The sequence below is a fragment of the Aeribacillus sp. FSL K6-1121 genome (assembly GCF_038003725.1).
GTDB lineage: Bacteria > Bacillota > Bacilli > Bacillales > Aeribacillaceae > Aeribacillus > Aeribacillus composti.
This window is the reverse complement of the sequence record NZ_JBBOPS010000001.1, coordinates 348,845-374,955: the sequence shown is the minus strand read 5'-3', so window position 1 is coordinate 374,955 and position 26,111 is coordinate 348,845. Positions and strand designations below refer to the sequence as shown.

The window sequence follows — 26,111 nt, the reverse complement described above, 5'->3', positions numbered from 1 at the left end:
CCCTTTCTAAGCATTAAAAGTTTTTCGCATTTGGTTTATTGAATCCGTACCGTTCAAAAAATTCTTCTCGGAAATCTCCTAAACGGTCTTCACGGATTGATTCCCTAATCTGCTCCATTAATTTTATCAAAAAATAGAGATTATGGTAAGATGTTAATCGAATCCCAAATGTTTCATTGCTTTTAATTAAATGTCTGATATAAGCACGTGAATAATTTCGGCAAACGTAGCAATCACAAGATTCATCCAATGGACCGAAATCGCGCGCATATTTCGCATTTTTTACGACAAGCCGACCTGTTGATGTCATTAAGGTGCCGTTGCGCGCAATTCTAGTAGGAAGCACGCAATCAAACATATCAATGCCCCGAATCGCTCCATCTATCAGTGAATCTGGAGAACCGACCCCCATCAAATAACGAGGTTTGTCGCTTGGCAATAAAGGCACGGTAAATTCTAGCACACGATTCATCACTTCTTTCGGTTCACCGACAGAAAGACCACCAACCGCATATCCCGAAAAATCAAGCGAGACAAGATCGCGTGCGCTTTGCTTCCGCAAGTTTTCATATTCGCCGCCTTGTACAATTCCAAACATCCCTTGTTCATTTTCTCTTTTGTGAGCTGCTAGACAGCGTTCAGCCCATCTGGAGGTTCGTTCTACAGATTGTTTCATATAATCAAATGATGCCGGGTAAGGCGGGCATTCGTCAAATGCCATTATAATATCTGATCCGAGAGCATTTTGGATTTCAGTTGCTTTTTCTGGAGATAAAAACAGCTTGTCCCCGTTTAAATGATTGCGAAAATATACTCCCTCTTCTTCAATTCGCCGGAATTCGCTTAAGCTGAACACTTGAAATCCGCCGGAGTCGGTTAAAATCGCTCCATCCCAATTCATAAAAGAATGGAGACCTCCTGCCTCCTTAACGATATCTTCCCCTGGTCGGAGCCATAAATGGTATGTATTGCTCAAAATGATTTTTGCGCCAATTTCTTTTAATTCCTCCGGTGACATAGTTTTGACGGTCGCCAATGTTCCCACAGGCATAAACACCGGAGTTTCAAACGAACCGTGAGGTGTATGTACGATTCCAAGGCGGGCGCCTGTTTGTTTGCATGTTTTGATCAATTCATATCGAATAGGTGGCTTATTCAATGAAAGCCCCTCCTTTATTCAGTGTACCTCTATTCTGTTTCAAATAATCAGCATGGCATCTCCAAAGCTGAAAAAACGGTATTTTTCCTTTATAGCCTCCTCATACGCGCGAAGAATTGTTTCTCTTCCAGCCAGCGCACTGACAAGCATGATCAGAGAAGACTTAGGAAGATGAAAATTTGTAACGAGTCCGTCTATTCCTTTAAAATTGTAGCCCGGATAAATAAAAATGTCTGTCCAACCGCTTTCTTCGACAAATTTGCCTCCATGTTTTCCAGCAATTGTTTCCAGCGTTCTAGTTGAAGTCGTACCGACTGCGATAATACGTCCTCCCTTTTCTCTTACTTCATTTAATAAGCGGGCCGTTCCCTCTGTCATTTGATAAAATTCCGCATGCATTTTATGTTCTGTAATGTTTGTGCTGCTGACTGGACGAAATGTCCCAAGCCCGACATGCAGCGTTATAAAAGCGATATGAATCCCTTTATTTTTTATATTTTCGAGTATTTCATCTGTGAAATGCAAACCTGCAGTCGGTGCAGCTGCTGAACCAATTTCTCGGGAATAAACGGTTTGATATCGTTCTTTATTATCAAGCTGCTCTTTAATGTATGGGGGCAATGGCATTTCCCCAAGCTGATCCAAAATTTCCAAAAAAATGCCTTCGTATTGAAATTCAATGATTCTACCGCCGTGTTCAAGAGTTCCTACACATGTTCCTTTTAAAAGGCCGTTTCCGAAATTTAATGTTGTCCCTACTTTGACTCGCTTTGAAGGTTTTACAAGGGTTTCCCAAACATTCCCTTCTTTTTCTTTTAGCAATAAAACTTCCACTTTGGCCCCGGTTTCTTCTTTCACCCCGTACAATCTGGCCGGCATGACCCGCGTATCATTTAAAACAAGGCAATCACCCGGAGATACATACTCAATTAAGCTTTTAAATCTGCTGTGCGTAATATCTCCGCTTTTTTTATCAACAATCATTAATCTTGAAGCATCCCTCTCCTTCAACGGAGTTTGGGCAATCAGCTCCTCTGGCAATTCGAAGTCAAATAATTCGATATTCATCCTGTTCACCTAGCTTCTGTCCATTATTTAAACCGTCCTAAAAAAGAAAAAATGAACGTTAAAAGCAAACTAATGACAATGCATGTGACAATCGGAAAGAAGAAGGTGAAATTCCCTTTTTTTACCACGATATCTCCTGGCAGTCTGCCGACAACTTGCATAAATAAGCCGATAAAAAGCAAAATACCGCCAAGCACCATCAATAGCTTTGGAAATTCCGTCATCTTTTCGGCACCTCCATTTGAAAATGTTTATACACAAGATCTGTTACTATTCTTCCCCTCGGTGTTCGCCGAATAAAACCGATTTGCAATAAATACGGTTCATAAACATCTTCAATTGTGTGCGCTTCTTCACCGATTGTCGCTGAAATGGTCTCAATTCCAACGGGTCCTCCTTGGAATTTTTCAATGATCCCTAAAAGAAGTTTATGATCGATATGATCCAATCCAAGTTTATCCACTTGCAAACGCTCCAAGGCGTCTTCAGCAAGATGGGCGCTGATTTTTTCAAATCCGAGCACTTGCGCAAAATCCCTGACCCTTTTAAGAAGTCTGTTCGCAATTCTTGGCGTTCCCCGCGATCTTCTGGCTATTTCAACGGCTGCCTGCTCTTCAATCTCGATATTTAACAGATTGGCCGTTCGTTTGACTATCTTTGAGAGCTCGTGCTCTTGATAATATTCCAAGCGGCTTAACACACCAAATCGATCCCTTAAAGGAGCAGTTAATAAGCCAACTCTAGTTGTTGCACCAACAAGTGTAAACGGTGGCAGATCCAACCTGATCGTACGGGCGCTTGATCCTTTTCCAATGACGATATCTATACAAAAATCTTCCATCGCTGGGTACAAGACTTCTTCGATCGAACGATGCAGCCGGTGAATTTCATCAATAAATAAAACATCCCCCGGTTCTAAAGAAGTGAGAATAGCCGCTAATTCTCCCGGCCGTTCAATCGCGGGCCCTGAAGTATGGCGGATATTCGTCCCCATCTCATTTGCGATAATCGTTGCAAGTGTTGTTTTCCCGAGCCCTGGAGGTCCATATAAAAGAACATGATCCAACGTTTCTTCTCTAATCTTTGCCGCTTCAATAAATATTTTTAAGTTTTCCTTAATCTTTGATTGACCGATATATTGATCGAAAGATTGAGGACGAAGGCTGAATTCAAAATCTTTTTCTCCCGCTTCAGCTTCGCCTGCAACAATTCTTTCCTCCATTGCTATCACCTTATTTCAAAAGCAGTTTCAATGCTTTTTTCACATATTGATCAGTTGAGAGCGATTCACCTTCCAATGACGGCTTGATTTTTGCTATCTCTTTCTCACTGTATCCTAAAACTTTCAGTGCATCGATCGCTTCCATAAGCGAATGATTGCTATGTTTTTGGTCTGTTTGTACCTGATTAGCTAACATGTTGGAAGACGGTTCTGAAACGAATTCGACGAGCTTCCCTTTTAAATCTAAGATGATTTGCCTCGCTGTTTTCTTTCCGACACCAGGAAATTTTACTAAAAATGCTTCATCTTCATTTTCAATGGCCTCCACTACTTGCTTTGCATCCCCATAAGCCAGGATCGCCAGAGCACCCTTCGGACCGATTCCTGTTACGTTTAAAAGCTTGGAAAAGAGAGTCTTTTCTTCACGGCTTGAAAATCCGTACAGAGCGAGGAGATCCTCCCTTACATATTGATATGTATAAACTGTCACTTCTTTTTTTATATGTTTTTGATAGCTGAAAGGATTGGGAGTGAAAATTTGAAAGCCGATTCCGTTCCGATCGATCACAATTGAATCTATTGATATATGATCTACAACTCCGCGGATAAACTCAATCACTGCGTTCACCTCTCATCACTTAACCTATTTTAACATAAAGAACTCGCTCCGTCAGGGAAAGAACTGCAAAAATAAACCGATGCCAAAAGCATCGGTCCTTTTATTTGAATTCATCAGCAGAATAAGCTTTAAAGGTATTGATGACATTTAAATAATTCTCTTTATTTTTTACGGGAATTCCTCTTTTTAGTTGCAGGTGGCGATAGCTTTCCAGTTTTTTTATATCGATCTGGAAAAAAGACTGAATGACTTCATTGTCTGCGTCAGGCTTCCCGTTAAAAATCGACAAAGTCCCGTCTTCCATAATACCGAAAAAACCATTTGTTTTTAATAAAGGAGAGAGGTCATCAATTTGCTTTTGAAAGACAATTTCGTCGCCATCCTGACGAACAACCTGCCAATCTTGATATTTCGCAATTACATCTGCGATAGAATGATGATGTTCTGTTTTGACCTCTTCGCTCACTTCGCCATCAAGATAAACTCTTCTCAAGATGACTTCAACTGTCGAGGAATGATGATTCGCATTTGCGAAAGATGCTTCAGGATGGAAATGACAAAAAGCTAAGATCATCAAAGTATAACAAAAGAGGCAAAATACCTTTTTCACATGCCACCACTCCTGAACTTATAACACATTTGTTTTTATTTAGTGTAGCCATCATGAGAAGTTTTAACCCTTAGTCCTGATTCTTCATCTTATTACATATTATGGCAACTACCTTGTATATCATGGCATGCTTGTATATTAATACGTTTCAATTAGAAAAAGTAAAATGGATAACTTAACAATTTCATTTTTTTCGGCTGTTAGATTTTTTAATCGTTAATATCAATAAATTTTCAATCACTCATCTTCCTGCATATTATGGAAGACTTCTTGGACATCGTCGTCATCTTCAAGGACATCGATTAATTTGTACATTTTTTCAGCTGTTGTTTCATCTAGTTGCGTGTACGTTTGAGGAATCCATGTGATTTCCGCTGTTTCCAGTTTATATCCTTTTTCTTCTAAAGCGGTTTTTACATTATTCAAATTTTCAGGAGCGGTATAAATTTCAAACGCCTCACCAGACGCTTCTAATTCTTCTGCTCCAGCGTCAATTGCTTCAAGAAACAAGTCATCCTCTTCAATTCCGTTACCATCAATAACAATATATCCCTTTCGTTCGAACATATAGGATACACAACCAGTTTCTCCTAAGTTTCCTCCGTTTTTATTAAAGGCAGTGCGAACACTTGTTGCTGTACGGTTTTTATTGTCCGTCAGACATTTTACCATTACAGCGACACCGCCGGGGCCATATCCTTCATATGTAATTTCTTCATAGTTGGCTCCATCTTGGCTGCCGGTCGCTTTTTTAATTGCTCGTTCTATATTATCGTTCGGCATGTTGGCAGCTTTAGCCTTGTCAATGGCAAGTCTGAGGCTCGGATTCGCGTCAGGATCTCCTCCGCCTTGTTTAGCCGCAACATAAATTTCTTTTGCCAATTTCATAAAAATTTTGCCCCGCTTCGCATCTTGGGCATTTTTTCTTCTTTGAATATTTTTCCATTTAGAATGTCCTGCCATTCTAAAAATCCCCTCTCATTAACAAATCTCGATTTTTAATATAACATATTTTATTTAGCGGGAAAAATTGTTCTTCACAAAAGAAACAGGGAGGAGTTCTCCCTGTCTCGTTAGCGGTTATTTCCGTCAAAAGGCTCTGTTACTGCTTCTCCAATATCATTGAATAGACGTTGGATATCTTCCCCTACATCCGTACCGTTATTCAAGTTATTATTAATGTTTCGCACGCGAGTAAAAGTTTCCTCGTCTGTTACAATATGGATGCTTTTATTTCCAGCCAGTCTTGATACAACTCGTTTGGCTCGATTTTTTACGTCCTGTTCGTTTCGATCAGTTGTATTGATCGCTACTACAACCCTGTCATTTGTTACGAGCGTATCAACATCCTGCACGTTTTTGAGCCGGCTTACCTGATCAGAAATTCGTTCGGCTAATTGAGCATTATTCGAGCCCACATCCCGTAAATGATTATGATAATTGACATCGCTTCTTTGGAAGCCGTTGTTTCTTCTATCGTTGACTGTCAGCGAGCGGTCTCTATTGCGGTCATTTGCATCGCGGAGCATATCATTGTCATCCATTCCGCCGTCAAACATTTCAGTGATCGGTCCATCATTATCAACGTAATCAAAATTGCGATCCCGATCAGCTGAATAGTAGCCAATTGGTGCTGCACCATTTCGATCACGGTCATCCAATGCACCATTATTGTTGTTGCACGCCGCAAGACCAATTGTCATAAAAGAAAGGGCAATAGCTGCGGAAACTGATTTTCTCAATGAAAAAACCCCCTGAAAAACAATTTGAGCATAATAGCTCATCAATAGCTTGTTCTATCAGGGGAGGTTTATTGCTGTTAGTTCCCGGCAATTAATTAAAATTTTGGCGGTGCTGCCGCTAAATTTCGTTTATGCTCAGAACGTCTATGCAGCGCTTCAATGATTTCTTTATCTTTCTCAGGAATTTCCTCTCCCTTTAAAAATCTGTCAATCATATCATATGTTGTTCCCATTTCGTTTTCATCCGTTTGTCCTTCCCACAAACCGGCGCTTGGAGCTTTATTAATAATTTCATCCGGAACTCCTAAAATTTTTGCCATTTCCCTTACTTCGCCTTTTGTAAAATGTACAAGAGGAACAAGGTCTACACCGCCGTCTCCGTATTTCGTAAAATAGCCCGTATACCATTCAGCTGCATTATCTGTGCCAACAACCATGTAACGATAATTGTTTGCCACAGCGTATAATGTTGTCATTCTGAGCCGCGCGCGCGTATTCGCGTCGCCTAATCTTGCTGCTTCTTCATTCCAATCGTTTTTAGCTTGAATATTTTTTTGAATGGCGTGAAAAAGCGTTTCATGAGTTTCGGTCAAGTCGATCACCATATAATCAATGTTGCAGCTTTTCACTACTTTTAAAGCATCTTCTTGATCTTTCGGATTGCTTTTACATGGCATGATTAGGCCAAGCGAATGCTCAGGAAACGCTCGCTTAATGAGATGAGCAACTACGGCGGAATCTATTCCCCCGCTTATTCCGACAATTGCACCGTTTAATCCTGCGTTTTTTACTTGATTTTGAAGCCATTCGATTAATTTTGCAATTTTTTCCTGCATTATGTCATGCACCTTCCTTAGCATCATTTCTTTTTATTATCTATTGTATCATATTGTGTTTTACGAAAAATAAATCATGTCATGAAATTTTCAAAGAAAAAAGAGACGATTTTTATCATCGTCTCCAATAAAATTAATCTTCATCTTCTTCATCTTGCGGTGCAACGAACTGGTTATAATCATAGTAAGGCACAGCATAAGGGTAATGCGGTATTCCATATGGTACAAATGGAGCCGCTCGATATCCATAAGGTACAGGACCTCCGCAGCCGCAGTCATCCTGATGACTCGGAAAAGCTCCAGTATGAGGTATATTCTCTGCAAATTCTTGATTTTCCGCCGCCTCCGGGCTTACCCATTGACCGTGCGGCATTCCATAAGGTGCAGCATAAGGTGTCGGCGCCAATCCTGATCCTGGATATACAGGAGATACCGGATGGCATCCTAAGAATGGAAACGGTGGACAAAGAACAGGATATGGTACATATGGAACTACGGGTTGCGGACTGTATTGTATTGGTGAAACGTTTGGCGGAATGTTAGGTGCAACATTAGGCGGAATATTGGGCGGAATATTAGGTGCAACGTTTTCGTAACCATGCGCTTCATCATATTCATCATCATCAAAATCTTCGCCATATTGTTGTGGGCTTACAAATTGATTCGGGGCAGGGTTCGGAATATTTGGCCAGACAGGCGCGTAATAAGGCTGCCATTGGGCTCCATAATATGGATTGACATTCGAAAATTGCGGATTCGTCATATCTTTGTTGTCCTCCTCTTTATTTTCTTCTCCTTTACCCAAAACTTCATGAAACACATTTTCAGGCTTTTTCGGAAGCTGCGGTTTGGAATCTTTTGAAGCATAGGGATGCGTTGGAGCCTTTTCCGCTTCTTCATGGATATTCATCATCGGCATATTGAGCATAAAATAATTGCTTACATCAGTTTTTTTCGGATAGTAAGGCTGATAAACTTTTGGAACGGGAGGCACATATGGCTTAGACGGCTTCTCCTTTGCTTCCGGTTCCTCCGTCTCAATAGGAGCAACAGGTTTTTCCTCTGCAAAAGGATGTTCCTTTGCTTCCTTTTTAAAAGCTACTTTTGGCACTTCTTTCTTTAATTCATGTTTCACTTCCTTTTTAATTGGCACATCACCAGTTGGAATTTTTATTTTCATTCCTGGCATAATAAGATCAGGATTGCTCAATTGGGAATTCAACTTTTTTAACTCCTGGAAATCGACTCCATATTTTTGAGCAATTTTCCATAGTGTATCGCCTTTTTGAACAATGTGGATTTTCACTGTTTCCCCCTCCTGTGAAAACGTACTGCCTATACAACTTTCGAATCAAAACATTCATAAATCTTCTTCATCACAACTTATGCAAATTTTAGTGGGATTATGATTTAAAAATGAAGGCTAAGAAAAACGATCCTCTTTTTTAAAAGCCAATTGATATCGATATCAGTACACAGCTGCTGATTTATGCTGCAAAAATTACAAAAATAAAAATACCCGAGGAGGACCCCAGGCATTCAAATTGTTCTTCGTACTTTTGCTATCCCGCATGCATATGGGCAATTGCAATATTTTTCCTTTTTATGAGCTATGATCCAGCATGCGATTTAATGCAAGAACTGCATACTCTTTAATTGATTCATCCACAATGATTTGATTAATTATTTTTCCTTTATCGATTGATTCCAGCGCCCAAACTAAGTGGGGCAGATCAATTCGATTCATTGTTAAACACGGACACATATATGGATTTAAAGAAAGAATCTCTTTGTCGGGATTATTTTGTATTAACCGATTCACTAGATTCATTTCTGTTCCGATTGCCCACTTGCTTCCTTTCGGGGAGTTTTGAATCGTATCAATAATATATTTCGTGGATCCCGAATAATCGGCCATCTGAACAACCTCAAATGTACATTCAGGATGAACGATAATTTTCATGTCGGGATATTTACTGCGAATATGTTCAATATTTTTTACTGTAAATTTCTCATGCACTGAGCAATGGCCTTTCCATAAGATGATGGCGACATCTTCCCTTTTTCCATCATAATGCAGCTTTTGTTCAATCGGATCCCAGACAGCCATCTTATTAAGGGGAATACCTAGTTTAAAGGCAGTATTTCTCCCTAAGTGCTGATCAGGTAAAAACAAAATTCTCTTTTTTTGCTTCAGCGCCCAAGCCAGCATCGTTTCAGCATTTGAGGAGGTTACCGTTGCTCCGCCATTTTTACCGACAAAAGCTTTAATCTCTGCTGATGAATTGACATATGTTAATGGCAAAATCGTGTCGTCAAAAAGCTCTTGTAGCTTGCTCCAAGCGGCTTCTGTTTGTTTAATATTTGCCATATCCGCCATCGAACAGCCAGCTCTCATATCCGGAAGAATCACCTTTTGATAAGGCGATGTCAGCATGTCTGCTGTTTCTGCCATAAAATGAACACCACAAAAGACAATATATTCGGCATCTTTTGTTTCTTGCGCTATTTGTGCCAGCTTTAACGAATCTCCTGTTACATCGGCAAATTGGATCACTTCGTCTTTTTGATAATGATGACCTGGGATCATCAGTCTTGTTCCGAATTTCTTTTTAATTTCTGTCACACGTTTTTCCAATTCTTCCACAGATCGATGTTTATAATCTTCAGGCATCATTTCTGTTTTTGAAGCATCCAACAATTCAAAAAGATTCATAGCTCATTCCTCCCCGAAAAAGATAAACTAATGTCTATTGAAGGTGCTGAATGGGTAATAAACCCAAGCGATATAAAATCAACATTTGTATCTTTGTAATCCGCTAAATTTTTTAACGTAATTCCGCCTGAAGCTTCTGTGATAATATCAGGCGGAGTCATATCAACAAATTTTTTCACTTGTTCAGGCGGGCAATTGTCAAACATGATAATATCGGGATGTACTGAAATTGCTTCTTTCAATTGCTCTTCCGTTTCAACCTCCACCTCAATTTTTACCATGTGACCGACCCGATTTCTTGCCCTTTCAACTGCTTTTGTAATCGAACCGCAAAAGGCAATATGGTTGTCTTTAATCATCACCCCGTCATATAAACCAAATCTGTGATTATATCCTCCCCCTATGCGGACAGCATACTTTTCAAACATTCTCAGCCCAGGTGTTGTTTTTCTTGTATCACAAATTTTTGTATGCGTTGAATTTAACGTCAGCACCGCTTGTTTTGTCAAAGTTGCGATCCCGCTCATTCGCTGTAGCAGATTTAACACTACTCTCTCTCCTTGTAAGATGGAACGAATAGAACCTTTTATGACGGCAATCTTTTCCCCCGCTGTCAGCTCATGTCCATCTTTTACAAACATGTGAACTTCAAGGTTGGGGTTTAACATCGAAAAAGCGGTTTTCACCACGTTTTCTCCACAAAAAACTCCGCTTTGTTTTGCTTTTATGACGCCCGATCCTCGGTCGTTTTCTGAGAAAATCGCATCGCTGGACAAATCATTGTCTCCTATGTCTTCCATAAAAAATTGCTTCAATGCCTGCTCGAGTTTTATTTGATTCATGTTTCAACCGCCCCTATCCTTTGCTCGTTTGTTTGTACAATTCGTTTTTCCAGCCATTCAGGTTTTTCCCCTGGATAATCGATCCTGAAATGGCCGCCTCGGCTTTCCTTTCGTAAAAGAGCTCCTTTAGCTATTAAATATCCGGCTGTGATCATGTTAATCCGTTCGATTTCTTCAATTGAATAGCTTATAGCATTTAATGGAAAATATTTGACATATCGCTTCAGCCATGAAACAGCCCATGACAGTTCTCCATGCGTCCGTTCGATTCCAACCCATTTTGTCAATATTTTGCGTATTTCTCCTTTTTCTGGAACCTCTGTTTTTTCATGTTCGTTCCAATGGAAATCCCCAAAACTCTCCTGTGAAGACAGCCGCTGATCCAGTATAAATTTTGCAATCCTTTTTCCGAATACAAGACCTTCTAAAAGAGAATTTGATGCTAGACGATTTGCCCCGTGGACACCAGTACACGCCAATTCGCCTACAGCATAAAGCCGATCGATATTCGTTCTGCCGACTAAATCGGTTTCAATTCCGCCCATTAAAAAATGCATGCCAGGCACTACAGGAATTTTCTTCTCGCTCAAATTTACCCGATTTTGCCGACACATCTCAGCAATCGTCGGAAAACGTTCGGAAAAAAATTGAATTTCTGAAATATCCAAATAAACTTGATGTCCATCCCGATATTTACGATAAATTGCGCGGGCAACAACATCTCGAGGAGCCAAATCACCTAATGGGTGAATTTCGCTCATAAATCTTTGCCCCGTTTCATCGATCAATACAGCGCCTTCACCCCTGACCGCTTCAGAAATCAATCCTCTGCATGTCCCGTTTATATAAAGCATTGTTGGATGAAACTGTGTAAACTCCATATCGATCAGCCTGCATCCAGCCCGAAAAGCAATGGCAAGTCCGTCTCCCGTTGCGTTCGGATGATTGGATGTCCATTCATAAGCTTGACCGCAGCCGCCGGTTGCCAAAATAATATGGGAGGCTGTATAGACATGTATATTTTCATCTGCTGTTTTGGTAATAATGCCAACTGCCCTTCCGTCCTTTACAACGACATCACAAACAAACTGATATTCATTGATTGTTATCCGGTTTGTTATTTTTTTCAAAAAATGCTCTACCATTTTCCTTCCCGTCGCATCTCCTCCTGCATGGAGAATGCGGCGAAAGGAGTGCGCCCCTTCATTTCCTAAATCCACATTTCCTTGCTCGTCCTTGTCAAATGGAAAGCCCTCATCCATAAGGGATGAAATAATTTCCTTTCCTTCTTGTACGAGCAGCTCAACTGCTTCCTTTTTATTGTGGTAGCGCCCAGCATATAATGTATCTTCATAATGAAGGCAGCTATGATCATTTTCATGTATGGCACATGCAATTCCACCTTGAGCTAAATGAGAATTAGAACTAGTTTTCATCGTTTTTGTAATCATTAATATGTTCATTTTTTCACATAATTCGCTTGCAACCGTTAATGCGGCAATACCGCTTCCGACGATGATGACATCATAATGGGTCATCAACAACCCCCCTTGTAAATTTACACATGTCTTGACACATATATTTACACAAAAATACAATATTGACAAGAGGAATTTTTCACAAAATTTTTAAGGCTTGAATAGAGAGGGGCGAAAACAATTGATATACTTTGATTTTGCAGCAACGACCCCCATGAGTGAAAAAGCGATTGCTTCATACACCGAAGCGGCAAAATTTGCTTACGGAAACTCAAGCAGTCTGCATGATATCGGCGGCAAAGCGTATGAACTATTGACAGCGTCAAGGAAAGCATTTGCAGCGTTATTAGGAGGAGATCCAAACGGTGTTTATTTTACTAGCGGCGGTTCTGAAGGCAACATACTGGCCATCCAATCATTATTAAATAGCACGCCAAACAAAAAGCATATTATTGCTTCTTCACTTGAACATGCATCCATTGACCATTATTTGTCTTTATTGCGTGCGAAAGGATATGACATTACATTTTTAAAGCATGATCAAAATGGAAATATTTTAATGGAGCATCTTGAAGAAGAAATCCGTGAAGATACGGCCCTTGTCACCATCCAGCACGGCAATTCCGAAATCGGAACAATTCAAAATATAAAGGAAATTGGCTTGTTTTTAAAAAAGAGGAAAATATACTTTCATACCGATTGTGTGCAAACGTTTGGAAAACTGTTGATTCCCGTCGATGAGATGAATGCTGATGCCTATACATTTTCTTCACATAAAATTTACGGTCCAAAGGGCGTAGGAGCAGTGTATATTCATCCAGCAGCAAGCTGGTCGCCAGTGATTCCCGGAACAACACATGAGGACGGATTTCGTCCAGGCACTGTCAACGTTCCAGGCATTTTTTCCTTTGTCACTGCCGCAAATGAGTTTTATAATCAAAGAGAGAAGCATTTTAACCATTTCATCAAGCTCAAGCAGCATTTGATCAGCCAATTAAAGACACAGCTGCCCACGATAACGATTGTCAATGAAACGAAAAAAGAGGTTCTCCCAAATATTGTTGGTGTTGTCACAAACAGTTTAGAAGGTCAATTTGTAATGCTCGAATTGAACCGAAAAGGATTTGCGGTCTCAACTGGAAGCGCCTGTCAAGCTGGAAATAGTCATCCTTCTAAAACCCTTCTTTCAATCGGCTTTGACAAAGATTCCGCTCATCAATTTATTCGTATTTCCTTTGGAATTACAAATACAATCTCGGAAGTCGATGAGCTTATCAATGCGATTCTATCCATCGTTCGATAAGAGTTTTGAAAGGTTGGTGTTTATGGAAAAAATATTAGGGGACAAGCGGAGGGAAGTGATTCTCGAATGGTTAAAAAATGAAAATCGGCCGATCACGGGAGGGGAATTGGCCTCACGGACGAATGTCAGCCGTCAAGTCATCGTTCAAGATATTTCTCTTTTAAAAGCACTCGGAGAACCGATTTTAGCCACAAGTCAGGGATATATGTATTTAAAAGAAAGAACGAATGAGGCAAAAAAAGCGAAACGTCTTATTGCCTGCAAGCACGCTCCGGAAAAAACAAAGGAGGAATTGAACATTATTGTTGATTACGGAGCGACCGTAAAAGATGTAATCGTTGAACATCCAGTGTATGGGGACTTGACCGCATCGATTATGGTAAGCAATCGAAAAGAAGTAGATGAGTTCATAAAAAAAATCGAAACAACAAACGCCTCTTATTTGTCGGAATTAACGAACGGCATTCATTTGCACACCATTCTTGCCGACAATGAAAAAACTTTAAATGAAGTTTGTGCAGCTCTTGATCAAGCAGGATTTTTAATTCGTGACGATCATTGATTAATCAAGCCAGGCATCCTGCAATGGATGCTCGGCTTTTTTTATAGTTTATAAGCCGGAAAGCTTCCGAGAATCTTGACGCCGCAGCCTAAAGCCTCCAGTTCTTGGATTGCCCCGGGTATTAAAACATCATCCATTTTTGATTCTATATCTATAATAAACAAGTAATCTCCTAATCCCGTTTTCATTGGACGAGATTCAATTTTTGATAAATTCAGTTTTCTCCATGCAAATGCAGACAATACTTGATGCAGGGCGCCTACATGGTCTGTCGGCAACGTTACAACTAATGTCGTCTTTTCACCGACTTTATTATGGTGGTTATTTTCTATTTGAAAATCTTGATCCGGATGTAAAATAACAAATCGTGTATGGTTGTAATCATAATCGTGAATATTATATTTCACAATAGCTAAATCATACTCTTTTGCCGCCAACTCATTGGCAATGACAGCCATATTTTCTTCCGGATGTTGATGGATATATTCTGCAGCGGCTCCTGTCGATGTGGCATATTCGATCGAAACATCCGGCATATGCTCATGTAAAAATTTATGGCATTGTGCAATAGCATGTGAATGAGAAAATACTTTTTCGATTTTTTTCCAATCATCCTTCCTGCAAGGATGAACCATTAAATGCTGCTTGATTGGAACAACAATTTCACCGACAATATGCAGTGTATTTTCATGAATTAAATAATCAATTGTAAGATTGACCGACCCCTCAAGCGCGTTTTCAAGCGGAACAACGGCAATGTTTGTTTCTTGCTTGACGACTGCATCCATGACATGTGGAATCGTTCGGTAAGGGACTAGTTTTACATCGTTTTCAAAAAATTTTGAGACGGCCAAATGAGTAAATGTTGCTTTCGGTCCCAAATAGCTGATTTTCATCTGTATATCTTCCTTCCTAATTCTATGCACCTGAACTTAATAGTTCGACCTTTTCTACAAATTCTAGCTTCCGCAATTTTAATAATAAAACGTTCATATCTTCTTTCATTCCGTTCGTGTTTAATGATAAAGTCACATTGGCTCTTCCTTGAATTGGAATGGTTTGGTGAATTGTCAGCACATTGCAGCCTGCTTCAGCCACAACTTTAAGCAAATGCGACAGCGTTCCGGAACGATCTTCTAAATGGAAAAACAACGTAATGATTTTTTCTTTGACAACAGTATGAAAAGGAAAAACCGCGTCTCTGTATTTATAAAACGCACTTCGGCTCAAGTCAACGAGCTGCACTGCTTCTTGAACGGACGAGACTTTGCCTCGTTCAAGAAGCTTTTTCACTTCGAGCGTTTTTTTCATTGCTTCCGGCAGCACATCTTCCCTTACCAAATAAAAAATTTCGTCTTTCATCTACCGTCTCCTTTCCCACCCATATGCGATGAAGCATGAAGGACACAGATTTTATGTGCAAAATGTTTTATTCAATGAATTCAAATTCAAATTCCAGCAGCCTTACTGTATCCCCATCTTTTGCACCGCGCTCTCTTAATGCGTCGTCTACCCCCATTTTGCGAAGCTGTCTTGCAAAACGGCGAACGGATTCGTCTCTTGAAAAATCGGTCATTTTAAACAGCTTTTCAACTTTTTCACCTGATAAAATAAACGCTCCATCGCTGTCACGGCTGATGGTAAAGCTCGGCTTTTCATCCTTTAATGTATACACGACGCGATTCGGAGCAGATGTTTCCGTTTCGTCAAAGTAAAGAGGGAATTCCGGTGTTTTTTCCAGTAAATCGGCAATAGCAAATAACAGCTCGCGAATTCCTTGGCGTGTAACGGCTGATATTGGAAAAATGCTGACATTTTTGTCTTGCAGCTTTCTTTTAAATTGTGAAAGATTTTCAGCAGCATTTGGCATATCCATTTTGTTGGCGACAACAATTTGCGGCCGCTCCGTCAGCCTTAAATTATATTGTTTTAATTCTTCATTGATCGTCAGGTAATCCTCATACGGATCACGGCCTTCCATTGCGGACATATCAATGACATGAACGATGACTCTTGTTCTTTCAATATGACGCAAAAATTGATGTCCAAGACCTACTCCTTGATGAGCGCCTTCAATAAGACCCGGTAAATCTGCCATCACAAAACTGCGTCCGTCTTCGGTCTCAACAACACCTAAATTCGGCACTATCGTTGTAAAATGGTAGGCAGCGATTTTTGGTTTAGCACTTGATACAACTGATAAAAGAGTGGACTTTCCAACGCTCGGAAATCCGACAAGCCCGACATCAGCCAAAAGCTTTAATTCCAATGTTACATATCGTTCTTCGCCCGGCTCTCCTTTTTCGCATATTTCGGGCGCCGGATTCGTTGGCGAGGCAAATCGGGTGTTTCCTCTGCCGCCCCGTCCTCCTTTGGCAATCACGCTTCTTTGCCCGTGCTCGGTTAAATCTGCGATCACTTCTTTTGTATCATCATCTATTACAACAGTACCGGGAGGAACTTTCACAACAAGGGGGTCGGCATTTTTCCCGTGCTGATTTTTTGACATCCCGTTTTCGCCTTTTGGAGCTTTAAAATGTTTTTTATAGCGAAAATCCATTAACGTCCGGAGACCTTCATCCACTTCAAAAATCACATCTCCGCCCTTTCCGCCGTCACCCCCTGCAGGGCCTCCTTTCGGAACATATTTTTCACGGCGGAAAGCAACCATGCCGTTCCCGCCATCTCCGCCCTTCACATATACCTTCACTTGATCGACAAACATTGAGCTTCAGCCTCCTTTCATTGTTTCATCACGACTTACTGACCATCAATGTAAATTCATATGTATCAAAATGTATTTGTTGAACGGTGATTGCATCTGATTGGTACTGCTCTAAAAATGTTAAAAGAGTCTTATCATCCGTTAGTATACCATTAAAATCATAAAAGAACCGGACATTGTTTTCTGTTTTAAAGAGTTCTAATGTAATGGTTATATGATTTTCTTGTTTTTTATCAATATTTTGATTAAGGATTTGAAAAAGATCTGTTGTAAAATGGAACATTTCCTCATCTAGACCAGAACAATCCATCGCTTCCCCTAGCACTTCATAATCCAAAATGAGAAGGTGTCCTTTCCAGTTATATGTTAAAAGCAGCTCTGCAAAACTGGGCATGTTTAAATTGCAAAGTTTTGATTCTTGCTTTGCTTCCACGACAATTTCATCAATAATTTCCTTCACCCGATCGTATTTTTTTAATGATAAATGGCCTTTAATTAATTGCAATTTATTCATCCAATCATGTCTGGAGTGGCTTAATGCGTCAACAATACTCCATCTCTCTCTTTGATCAGCCATGGTTCCACTCCCATCAAGCTATCTTTTTAAACATGTACAAAAATTATATCAACTTTCCATTAAAAAAACACCGAAAAAGAAAACTCTAACCAAAAAGGCTAGAGTTTTTCAAGTGTTTGCTTATGCTTCTTTTGCTATCGGATACACGCTGACTTTTTTCTTGTCGCGTCCATATCGTTCAAAACGGACGATGCCGTCTACTTTCGCATAAAGCGTATCATCCCCGCCGCGGCCAACATTCAAACCAGGATAAACTTTTGTACCTCTTTGACGATAAAGAATGGAGCCGCCTGTAACAAATTGGCCGTCCGCACGTTTTGCACCTAATCGTTTTGCGATGGAATCACGTCCGTTTTTCGTGGACCCAACTCCTTTTTTCGATGCGAAAAATTGAAGATCCAATTTTAGCATGAGTGCCACCTCCTAATCTTTTTTTGTAACGATTCGAATAAACTTTCCATACCCTCGCTCGATCGTTTGTAATGAAACAAGCATTCCTTCAAGCAATAATTGGATTTTTTCAAATGAATCCGTGTCAACTTGATCAGGAACCTGTACGTGCAAAAATCCGCCTTCTTCCGATTGTTCAACATTCATATCGACATTGGCTAAAGCTTTGATCGCATTTACTGCTCCAAAAGAAACAGCTGAAGCGCCTGCACATACGATGTCCTTCCCGTGCTCTGCGAAGTCCGCATGCCCTTTCATTGTAAACGACCGGATGAATCCTTCTTTCGAACGATGGATGGTCACATGTATCATATGAAACAGCCTTTATTATGCATTAATTTTTTCAATGACAACTTTTGTGTACGGTTGGCGATGACCTTGTTTTCTACGGTAATTTTTTTTCGGTTTATATTTAAAAACGATAATTTTCTTACCTCGGCCATGCTTTTCAACTTTTGCCGTAACCGTAGCTCCTTCTACCAGCGGGTTACCTACCTTTACGTTGTCTCCTCCAACGAAAAGCACCTTATCAAAAGTAACTGTTTCACCTTCTTGAGCGTCTAATTTTTCCACATAAATGGCTTGACCCTCTTCAACTTTCACTTGTTTCCCGCCAGTTTCAATGATTGCGTACATATTCTGCACCTCCTATTTAACTAAGACTCGCCAGATTAGGGTGTCGGATAACCGAGCTTCTAACCCAAACTGAGCGGTTGTAGCACGGGTGCTACAAAAAACAATAACAAATTGATCTTAACAAAATATGAATGTATATGTCAATACATTTTGGAGATCCGTAAAGCCACTTCCTCTTTTGTTCCCCATTGGCGAATTTCGAATCCTTTTACATGATCGGAAGGACTGAAGAAAATCTTCATGCCTATTAGTTCTTCAAGCTTTTTTAAATGTTTCTCATATTCACATGTAAAAAAATCGCAAACTTCTGGGGCCGCTTCTACAAGGACGGCTTCGTCATCTGATCCAGCATGTTCAAGAAGGGTTCTTTCAAGTTCAAAAGCAATGCTTTCAACCGTCCTTTTTCTTCCTGTTCCGCCGCATGCTGGACATGGTTCGAGCAAAAGCTCGGAAAGAGATTTTCGAGTTTTTTTCCTTGTTAATTGCAATATATTTAATTCGGTAAAACCGATGACTTTTGTGAAAATGCGGTCCTTTTCCAATTCTTTTTGAAACAATCTCAAAATCCGGCTTCGATCTTCCTTCTCCATATCAATAAAATCGATCAAAATGATTCCGCTCAAATTTCTTAATCTTAACTGCCGGGCAATTTCTTTTGCCGCTTCCTCATTGGTTTTTAAAACCGTATCTCGGTACGTATTTTTCCCCGAAAATTTCCCTGTATTAACATCAATGACAATCATTGCTTCCGTTTCTTCAATTACGATAAACGCGCCGTTTTTTAGCCAAACAATTTTTTTCAGCGCCTTTTCGATTTCATGTTCGATTGCATAATAAGAAAAAATATTTTCGTTTTCGGAATAAAAATCAATGGAAAATGGGAACAAATCTCCGTAATTTTTTTTCAATTCTTTTACAGTGCTTATGTCATCAATGACAATTTCATCCAATACATGCGGTGAAATTTCAGCGATAATTTGCTCTACAAAACTTTCTGAACCGAATAATAAGCTTGGCACTTTTTTGCTTTTCAGCTGTTGTTCAAAACTGCTCAGCATGTCATCGAACCATTTTTTTATTGTTTGGTCATCCGCTCTTTCAGCAGCAGTTCGGAAAACGATGCCCCCTTTGTTTGAGCATAACGTTTCCCCGAGAAGCTGCAATCTTTTTCTTTCTTCCTGGGAAATAATTTTTTTGGAAATTGCTACCGAGCGGCCAAAGGGCTGATATACAAAAAAAGGGGATCGCAATTCAATATTCATTGTGACTTTAGGGCCTTTAAATTCTCCTGATTCTTTTACAACTTGAACGATTACCTCTTCACCTTGAGAAATAAAATGTCGGACATTTTTATTTTTTAATGCCTCATTCGTTCGGGACGTCTCAAAATATGACATAATGTCATTCCGGTGAAGATAGCCGTTTCTTCCCTGACCTAAATCAACAAAAACAGCCTCCATACCAGGAAGGACTTTTGTTACTTTTCCTTTATAAATGTTGCCGACAATCGTGTTTTTTTCTTTTATCCATACTTCCGCCAGTCGTCCGTTTTCCAACAATGCAATGCGTTCATCATCCGTTTTTTTATTTATAATTAATTGCCGCAACCCAACAACCTCTTTTCATGTATTGTTTCCTATTTCAATATCATGTTTTCCTGCAGGCGTCAATAAACGTACTGTAAATCGCCCATTTTTCTGTCCGTCTTTTTTTCCGAAAAAAAACTGTGCAGCAGCTCATTTTCATCAAGCTGAAAAAGTTTTTTTCCATCGTCCTCCACAATAATAGGGTGCTTGCAACCCCGCTGAAATTTCAGCAGCACGTGGTAAATCAAATCATCGCGATCAACAATGATCGGCTTTAACACTGTAAACGCTTGATGATTTCCATAATACCTTTCCATCAAGAAGCGAATATATACAAATTGTCTTTGTTTATATTCCGTATAAATGGAGTGGACGATAAAGGCTGCGATAATCCACCCGCTTAAAAGAGTAGGGTTAAAAAAAAGCAAAAAAAGGAACAAACATGAAAAAACAACTGCAGATATGCGAAGCATTTCCTTATGAGCAACTGAAAAAGGTTTTTGTTTGCTCAGCAAAATAAAAAGAAGCTTTCCTCCATCAAGGGGCCAAATGGGAACAAGATTAAAAAGGAAAATAGACATATTAAAAAAAATAAACATTTCATATGTAGAGTCGTTTATGAAATTCGCTTCCCAAAAAATCCATGCAGCTATTTGCATCCATAAATGCTGAATCGGTCCAGATATAACAACAAACAGATCTTCTTTCAAGGGACGATTTCCATGCTCCTCCATTTCCACTACACCGCCAAAAGGAAGAAGCTGAATGGACTTGATCCTCCATGAAAAAAAACTGGCGCAAACAGCATGCCCCATTTCATGAATAAAAACTATTGAGAAAAGGATGCAAAGAGCTTTAAATTGCGCTGTCATTGCTCCGATTGCAATCAACACCCAAAAGATAGGATGAATATGTATTTTCGACAATAAGGAAAAATATTTATTCAAATGAGATCACCTGACTCGGGTCAATAAATGTGTCGCCCTTTTTTATGGCAAAATAGTATGTTCCATGCTGGTTTTGGCTTTGCTTTACTTTGCCTACAGGTTTTCCTGTTTCGACAAAGTCATACAGCGCTACATTTAGCTCTTCCAGGTTCCCATACCAGGTTTCTATTCCATCAGCATGTTGAATCACCACAGTCAGACCAGTATCCTCCTTCTTTCCAGCTTCAATAACAATTCCTTCATTCATGGCCTCTACCGTTTTATTATTTGTTTCGATCATCACGCCTTGCCCGGTATCTTTAAAGCTCTGAAGCACCTTTCCTGATGCCGGAACCGCATATTGACTTTCTTTAGATCCACTTTCTTCTTTCGATTGTTTTTTCAAAAACGCTAATGGATTCCCAAATTGTTCTTCGTACCATTTGGAAACATATGCAAAGTTAAACTCCTTTTCCATCACATGGCTGACGAAATCTCTAGCTTTCAGAAATTCTGCCCGGTCATTTTTAAAAATAATACCGATCATCAGGACGATGCAGGCAGAGATTAGCAATTTTGTTATAAAAACGTCCGAACGGAACAATGGATGAAAATTTTTACTTCCTTCTGCCTCTACATAAAGAGGGGAGTCCGCGTCAACTTGCACGTTTTCTTGTGTGATTTGATTGATAAATGGAACAGATGTATCATCACTGCTGCTTGAACTGCTCGAAAGCATGCTGTTCATTCTTTTTCGTTTACGCTTTGCTATTCGTTTTTTTATTTCTTTTGCTCGACGATTCATCATCCATCATCCTTTTGCAATTTTGTACAAGTTTATGCCCTGTCCTTACCGTTTATGACAATAAAGCCATTTTGCATTTCTTAAAGCGATATCTAGGCAAATGTTTATCTTTGACCTTGATAAAGAACTTTTACCTACAACCTAGTAAGTAGGTTCTTCACTGTTTTCTGGTTCAAAGGAATACTGGATGAAGCAAAATAAAATATGGCGCTATCCGAGAAAAGCAAAATTTTGAAATCAAAAAGAAGACCACAAAATGCTTTTGTCGTCTTCTTTTTGAAATAGTAGTATATGGTGAATTAACACAAAAGCTAGACTGCCTTTTATTTGAAGCCGCTTAACGAAATAGGTTGACTAGTTCATTGATCGATAAAATGAAAAATAAAACAATATTTAAACTCAAAAGTACGTTGAAAAACCATTTATTTCGATCTTCCTTATGAGGAAGATGCTTTTTACTATTAAGCAAATAGATAAGGGTCAGCGCCAGAAAGGGCATAAATAGCGCACCAAGGGCACCATACAAAATAATGAGGCTCACAGGTTTTCCTATAAAATGCAAGAGCATTGGCGGGAATGTTAACCAAAAAACAAAAAATTTATAAGCTTTTGTCTTACTTAATTGTTCTTTATTCACATCATGTTTTTTAACTGTATAGACAAAATCAGCAAATAAATAAGAGACGCCATTCCAAACACCTAATACTGATGTAAAGGAAGCTGACCAAAAACCGATGAGAAATAAGATACGTACAGTTGGGGACAGCTCGTTTCCTAAAATGGTAGCAAATGATATGAGACCTTGCTCACCGTTAATGTTTGTATTCGTTCCATATAGTAATGCAGCCCCTAAAATTAATAAAGAAATTGTAAAAACTGCTGTAGTAATATAGGCAATCATGGAGTCAAATCTAACGTAGCGGAGGTAGGATCGATCCTTCCAATTGTTTTCCTGCAGCCAATAGCCATAAGACGCCATGGTAATGGATCCGCCAACTCCCCCAATTAATCCGAGTGCGTAAAGCAGTGACCCTTTCGGCAACGCCGGAACAGCAGTGTCCATGATATCAGAAAGTTCCGGCAGAACAATAACAGCTGAGCCGACAACCGAAATAAACATAAGTAGAATTAAAAGATTCATAACTTTTTCAAATAGCTTATATTGCCCCATCCATGTTAATAAAAAACCTAACAAACCGCTTATAACCGCCCATACCCATAAAGGCAAGACAGGAAATAATGCAGACAGAGCCAATGCACAAGATGAAGTCGCAGCCGCTCCATAAACAAATCCCCAAATAACCGAATAAACGCCAAAATAGCTTGTTGCCCATAATCCCATAGAATGCCAGCCTTCTAAAATAGTTTTTCCAGTCAGCAAATGATATCGGCCAACACCCTCATTTAAGGCAAATTTTAAAATAGCCCCGATAATGATTGCCCATAAAAAGACAAGTCCAAAATTTGTACCGGCAACTAAGGCAGCAACTAGATCACCGGCTCCGACGCCCGTTGCTGCGACAATTAACCCCGGACCAACGGCCGGCCACTTTTTTGTGGATTTGCCATGTTCCATCACTGTCACCTTCCATCTGAGATTTGAACGTAGAAATGAGTCATCTAATATTTCTTATGAATGATCTTTCTCATTAGGGAATATAAATGTGCATGAATCAATTGCTGGATGAACATATTTTCGCATCATGCTGTTATATCTAGTTTTAGCAATTGTTCATCCATGCGAAACTTTCTCATTTATAGTTCTTATGTAAAGAATTCATATTTTATTAATTGAATATTCTGTATTTTTAAGTCGATCGTTTTCATTGCTCTTGTATCAGCTGTTTGAAATGATTTCTCGCACCTGTCTCCTTCCCTTTGTAAACGATTACGACTGTAGAAATAAACATTTACATATCACTTCAATTTTGAAATAATTCTAATTGAAAATCATTATTATTAAGGAGGCATCAGAAATACCAATGGAAACATACAAAGTAGCCAATATAATTAAAGAGCGTCGATCGATTAAAGAATTTAAGAAAGATCCAATCCCTAAAGAAGTAATATGTGAATTATTAAATACGGCTGTTTGGGCTCCTAATCATGGATTAAGAGAGCCATGGCGGTTCGTGCTGTTTATGAATGAAGGAAAAGAAAAATTAGTTGCTGCTATTGCACAAGAAACGAACAATGGAAAAAATATCGATCGATTACGAGAAAAGCTGCTGCCGATTCCAGCACATTTATTGGTAATCATGAAAGAGGATCCGCGTCAAAAGCAGTGGGAGGAGGATTTAAAAGCGACAAGTGCATTAATCCAAAATTTTCAACTAGCTGCATGGGAAAAAGGTATTGGCGTTATATGGAAAACAGGTGCTTATATTTATTCACCATCTTTCCGACAAAAAGTTGGAGTAGAACCAGGAGAAAAAATTGTCGGCCTTCTACATATTGGCTATCCTGCCTCAATCCCAGAACCAAAACAGCGGACAAACGCAGAAGAAAAATTGACGATTATTGAATCATATTGAAAGGGAAAAGATTCAAGAGGAAATATTTTGTACAGCCTTCAAAAAATCTCCCACCTCAAGAGATAGAAGAAAAAAACGATCAGCAGGTGGGAGATATATCAGTGTGATGGCAGTGATTCTAATGTGTGCAAAGAAAAAAGCTAATGCTTTATTCAAGGAAGTGTGATTTTTAAATTGATTAGGATTAAGCACGTACTCCAAAAAATTTTTTGATTTTTGCGATAACACCTTTTTCAGGCTCATCTAATGATTGAAGCGGAACCGCTTCACCTAAAATTCTTCTCGCAATATTGCGGTAGGCAATGGAAGCACGATTGTCAGGGTTCATTACAATCGGTTCACCATTATTAGACGCTTTTATTACCTCATCATCATCAATTACAATCCCCAACAAATCAATAGAAAGATGGCTGACAATTTCATCGACATCCAGCATATCACCGTTTTTCATTAAATGATTTCGGATCCGATTAATAATTAATCGTGGCGGCTCAATATCTTCCTTCTCCAGCAAACCGATAATTCGATCCGCATCTCTCACAGCGGAAACTTCTGGTGTTGTCACGACAATCGCTTGATCCGCACCGGATACGGCATTTTTATATCCTTGTTCAATCCCGGCAGGACAGTCGATAATAATATAATCAAAATCTTGTTTTAGCTGATCAATTAATTTTTTCATCTGCTCAGGTGTTACGGCAGTTTTATCGCTAGTTTGCGCTGCAGGCAGCAAATAAAGAAAATCATTAAAGCGTTTATCTTTTACGAGAGCTTGATGAATTTTGCATCGTTCTTGGACAACATCAACTAAATCATAAATAATCCTGTTTTCCAATCCCATGACAACATCGAGGTTCCGCAAGCCGATATCTGTATCAACTAGACAAACTTTCTTTCCCATAATGGCAAGGGCTGTACCAACATTTGCAGAAGTTGTTGTTTTGCCGACCCCGCCCTTGCCAGAAGTGACCACAATTGCCTCACCCATTCATTATTCCCCCTTCAAGCCTAGTTAAATTGGGTCTCAGATGAGCTAATTGTTGAATCCGTTCAATAATGATTGTCCCATTTTCATCAATATATGCGCATTCCATATCATTTCGAAATGATGGCTCCTTCTGATCGGGTGGCCTACTTAAAATATCGGAGATCCTCAGCTGTGTCGGCTTCATCAAGGAGGCGGCAATCACTGCATTTCGATTCCCTTCAAAACCAGCATGAGCTATGCCTTTTAAAGCCCCCATGACAAAAATATTGCCCGTTGCCATGACTGTCCCGCCAGGGTTGACATCTCCTATCAGCAACAAATCCCCTCTAATTTTCAACACTTGCCCAGAACGGACGACTTTAGCAACTGAGATAACATCTGCTTCCTCTTTCCACTTCAACGCCTCTTCCTTTGAGATGACATTTGAATCAATTGCATCGACAATTAAATTTCTTTTTTTTCTTATTACGTCTTTTATTTTCTCTTCTTGTTCCTCCGTCAAAAAACGATTTCCAGCCTTTATCGTCACCCTGATCATCGGTTCATTTTCCTGAACATACTGCCTTTTGGAGAGCATCGAATCCAGTTCATTCACAATATCATGAAACGAACAGGAATCATCTAAATATAATGTCAATCCATCCTTTGTGCCTTTAATCGTTACATAATATGGTCTTTGAGCTTTCACGAAGTTCACCCCAACAAAAATCTATTTCGACAGCAATAA

General features: G+C 39.5%; 28 protein-coding genes, 1 pseudogene and 1 other annotated feature. Of the genes and pseudogenes, 3 read left to right on the top strand and 26 right to left on the bottom strand.

Annotated features, from left to right (window positions below):
• Positions 1–13: 13 nt before the first annotated feature.
• The 13 genes and pseudogenes from tgt to nadB all read right to left on the bottom strand — a co-directional run bounded on the left by tgt (position 14) and on the right by nadB (position 12,352).
• The gene (gene tgt / locus NSQ61_RS01855; protein ID WP_063387972.1) at positions 14–1,159 is read right to left on the bottom strand and encodes a tRNA guanosine(34) transglycosylase Tgt; all 1,146 of its coding nucleotides are present in this window, start codon (positions 1,157–1,159) and stop codon (positions 14–16) included.
• A gap of 39 nt (positions 1,160–1,198) precedes the next feature.
• Positions 1,199–2,227 (bottom strand): tRNA preQ1(34) S-adenosylmethionine ribosyltransferase-isomerase QueA, encoded by a 1,029-nt coding sequence (gene queA, locus NSQ61_RS01850; RefSeq protein ID WP_063387971.1) that lies wholly within the window; start codon positions 2,225–2,227, stop codon positions 1,199–1,201.
• 23 nt (positions 2,228–2,250) lie between these two features.
• Complete coding sequence (locus NSQ61_RS01845) at positions 2,251–2,451, bottom strand: DUF2905 domain-containing protein (RefSeq protein WP_063387970.1); 201 nt, start codon at positions 2,449–2,451, stop codon at positions 2,251–2,253.
• Entirely contained in the window at positions 2,448–3,449 is a 1,002-nt protein-coding gene (gene ruvB / locus NSQ61_RS01840) for a Holliday junction branch migration DNA helicase RuvB (RefSeq protein WP_066249540.1), read from the bottom strand. Before ruvB ends, NSQ61_RS01845 begins: the two co-directional genes overlap by 4 nt.
• A 10-nt stretch (positions 3,450–3,459) precedes the next feature.
• On the bottom strand, positions 3,460–4,068 hold the full coding sequence (ruvA, locus tag NSQ61_RS01835) for a Holliday junction branch migration protein RuvA (RefSeq protein WP_066249544.1): 609 nt from the start codon (positions 4,066–4,068) through the stop codon (positions 3,460–3,462).
• 100 nt (positions 4,069–4,168) lie between these two features.
• A complete protein-coding gene (locus tag NSQ61_RS01830) occupies positions 4,169–4,678 on the bottom strand; it encodes a BofC C-terminal domain-containing protein (protein WP_235600442.1) in 510 nt (169 codons plus the stop codon).
• 237 nt (positions 4,679–4,915) lie between these two features.
• Positions 4,916–5,641, bottom strand: a complete 726-nt coding sequence (locus NSQ61_RS01825; protein WP_144597700.1) for a YebC/PmpR family DNA-binding transcriptional regulator — start codon at positions 5,639–5,641, stop codon at positions 4,916–4,918.
• A gap of 110 nt (positions 5,642–5,751) precedes the next feature.
• Positions 5,752–6,420: a YhcN/YlaJ family sporulation lipoprotein gene (locus NSQ61_RS01820; RefSeq protein ID WP_339230345.1), complete on the bottom strand. Its 669-nt coding sequence runs from the start codon at positions 6,418–6,420 to the stop codon at positions 5,752–5,754.
• A 95-nt stretch (positions 6,421–6,515) separates the two neighbouring features.
• On the bottom strand, positions 6,516–7,256 hold the full coding sequence (gene nadE, locus NSQ61_RS01815; protein ID WP_066249550.1) for an NAD(+) synthase: 741 nt from the start codon (positions 7,254–7,256) through the stop codon (positions 6,516–6,518).
• 1,158 nt (positions 7,257–8,414) lie between these two features.
• Positions 8,415–8,562: pseudogene (safA, locus tag NSQ61_RS20200) on the bottom strand (SafA/ExsA family spore coat assembly protein); the annotation flags it as partial.
• Between the two features lie 297 nt (positions 8,563–8,859).
• Positions 8,860–9,972, bottom strand: coding sequence for a quinolinate synthase NadA (gene nadA, locus NSQ61_RS01805; protein ID WP_340805769.1), 1,113 nt, complete (start codon positions 9,970–9,972; stop codon positions 8,860–8,862).
• Complete coding sequence (nadC, locus tag NSQ61_RS01800) at positions 9,969–10,814, bottom strand: carboxylating nicotinate-nucleotide diphosphorylase (protein WP_340805768.1); 846 nt, start codon at positions 10,812–10,814, stop codon at positions 9,969–9,971. The genes nadA and nadC overlap by 4 nt, the downstream gene beginning before the upstream one ends.
• Complete coding sequence (nadB, locus tag NSQ61_RS01795) at positions 10,811–12,352, bottom strand: L-aspartate oxidase (RefSeq protein ID WP_340805767.1); 1,542 nt, start codon at positions 12,350–12,352, stop codon at positions 10,811–10,813. Before nadB ends, nadC begins: the two co-directional genes overlap by 4 nt.
• Before the next feature lie 154 nt (positions 12,353–12,506).
• Between nadB and NSQ61_RS01790 the strand changes: the two genes are divergently transcribed.
• Together NSQ61_RS01790 and NSQ61_RS01785 are read left to right on the top strand one after the other, a co-directional pair.
• A complete protein-coding gene (locus NSQ61_RS01790; RefSeq protein WP_063388165.1) occupies positions 12,507–13,595 on the top strand; it encodes an IscS subfamily cysteine desulfurase in 1,089 nt (362 codons plus the stop codon).
• Between the two features lie 22 nt (positions 13,596–13,617).
• Positions 13,618–14,157: a transcription repressor NadR gene (locus NSQ61_RS01785; protein ID WP_063387960.1), complete on the top strand. Its 540-nt coding sequence runs from the start codon at positions 13,618–13,620 to the stop codon at positions 14,155–14,157.
• A gap of 41 nt (positions 14,158–14,198) precedes the next feature.
• Here NSQ61_RS01785 and pheA read toward each other — a convergent pair whose 3' ends face one another.
• The 11 genes from pheA to NSQ61_RS01730 form a co-directional block, all read right to left on the bottom strand.
• Positions 14,199–15,053: a prephenate dehydratase gene (gene pheA / locus NSQ61_RS01780; protein ID WP_063387959.1), complete on the bottom strand. Its 855-nt coding sequence runs from the start codon at positions 15,051–15,053 to the stop codon at positions 14,199–14,201.
• A gap of 22 nt (positions 15,054–15,075) precedes the next feature.
• Positions 15,076–15,519 carry an ACT domain-containing protein gene (locus tag NSQ61_RS01775; protein ID WP_063387958.1) on the bottom strand — a complete coding sequence of 148 codons (444 nt, stop codon included), beginning with the start codon at positions 15,517–15,519 and terminating at the stop codon, positions 15,076–15,078.
• Positions 15,520–15,586: 67 nt separating this feature from the next.
• Entirely contained in the window at positions 15,587–16,882 is a 1,296-nt protein-coding gene (obgE, locus tag NSQ61_RS01770) for a GTPase ObgE (protein WP_327856489.1), read from the bottom strand.
• A gap of 28 nt (positions 16,883–16,910) precedes the next feature.
• A complete protein-coding gene (locus NSQ61_RS01765; protein WP_340805766.1) occupies positions 16,911–17,459 on the bottom strand; it encodes a Spo0B C-terminal domain-containing protein in 549 nt (182 codons plus the stop codon).
• 120 nt (positions 17,460–17,579) lie between these two features.
• Complete coding sequence (rpmA, locus tag NSQ61_RS01760) at positions 17,580–17,870, bottom strand: 50S ribosomal protein L27 (RefSeq protein ID WP_063387955.1); 291 nt, start codon at positions 17,868–17,870, stop codon at positions 17,580–17,582.
• 12 nt (positions 17,871–17,882) lie between these two features.
• Positions 17,883–18,221, bottom strand: coding sequence for a ribosomal-processing cysteine protease Prp (locus NSQ61_RS01755; protein ID WP_063387954.1), 339 nt, complete (start codon positions 18,219–18,221; stop codon positions 17,883–17,885).
• A gap of 15 nt (positions 18,222–18,236) precedes the next feature.
• On the bottom strand, positions 18,237–18,545 hold the full coding sequence (rplU, locus tag NSQ61_RS01750) for a 50S ribosomal protein L21 (RefSeq protein ID WP_063387953.1): 309 nt from the start codon (positions 18,543–18,545) through the stop codon (positions 18,237–18,239).
• Between the two features lie 13 nt (positions 18,546–18,558).
• Positions 18,559–18,634, bottom strand: a sequence feature (ribosomal protein L21 leader region).
• A gap of 51 nt (positions 18,635–18,685) precedes the next feature.
• A complete protein-coding gene (locus tag NSQ61_RS01745) occupies positions 18,686–20,152 on the bottom strand; it encodes an Rne/Rng family ribonuclease (RefSeq protein WP_130156087.1) in 1,467 nt (488 codons plus the stop codon).
• Between the two features lie 59 nt (positions 20,153–20,211).
• Positions 20,212–21,078, bottom strand: coding sequence for a M50 family metallopeptidase (locus NSQ61_RS01740; protein ID WP_117016766.1), 867 nt, complete (start codon positions 21,076–21,078; stop codon positions 20,212–20,214).
• On the bottom strand, positions 21,071–21,865 hold the full coding sequence (locus NSQ61_RS01735; RefSeq protein ID WP_066249572.1) for a M23 family metallopeptidase: 795 nt from the start codon (positions 21,863–21,865) through the stop codon (positions 21,071–21,073). The genes NSQ61_RS01740 and NSQ61_RS01735 overlap by 8 nt, the downstream gene beginning before the upstream one ends.
• A 334-nt stretch (positions 21,866–22,199) precedes the next feature.
• Entirely contained in the window at positions 22,200–23,438 is a 1,239-nt protein-coding gene (locus tag NSQ61_RS01730; RefSeq protein WP_130156089.1) for an Nramp family divalent metal transporter, read from the bottom strand.
• Between the two features lie 406 nt (positions 23,439–23,844).
• Between NSQ61_RS01730 and NSQ61_RS01725 the strand changes: the two genes are divergently transcribed.
• Positions 23,845–24,396, top strand: a complete 552-nt coding sequence (locus NSQ61_RS01725) for a nitroreductase family protein (RefSeq protein ID WP_063387948.1) — start codon at positions 23,845–23,847, stop codon at positions 24,394–24,396.
• A gap of 184 nt (positions 24,397–24,580) precedes the next feature.
• Here NSQ61_RS01725 and minD read toward each other — a convergent pair whose 3' ends face one another.
• On the bottom strand, positions 24,581–25,384 hold the full coding sequence (gene minD, locus NSQ61_RS01720; protein WP_063387946.1) for a septum site-determining protein MinD: 804 nt from the start codon (positions 25,382–25,384) through the stop codon (positions 24,581–24,583).
• Positions 25,377–26,081 carry a septum site-determining protein MinC gene (gene minC, locus NSQ61_RS01715; protein WP_082829524.1) on the bottom strand — a complete coding sequence of 235 codons (705 nt, stop codon included), beginning with the start codon at positions 26,079–26,081 and terminating at the stop codon, positions 25,377–25,379. The genes minD and minC overlap by 8 nt, the downstream gene beginning before the upstream one ends.
• Between the last annotated feature and the right edge of the window lie 30 nt (positions 26,082–26,111).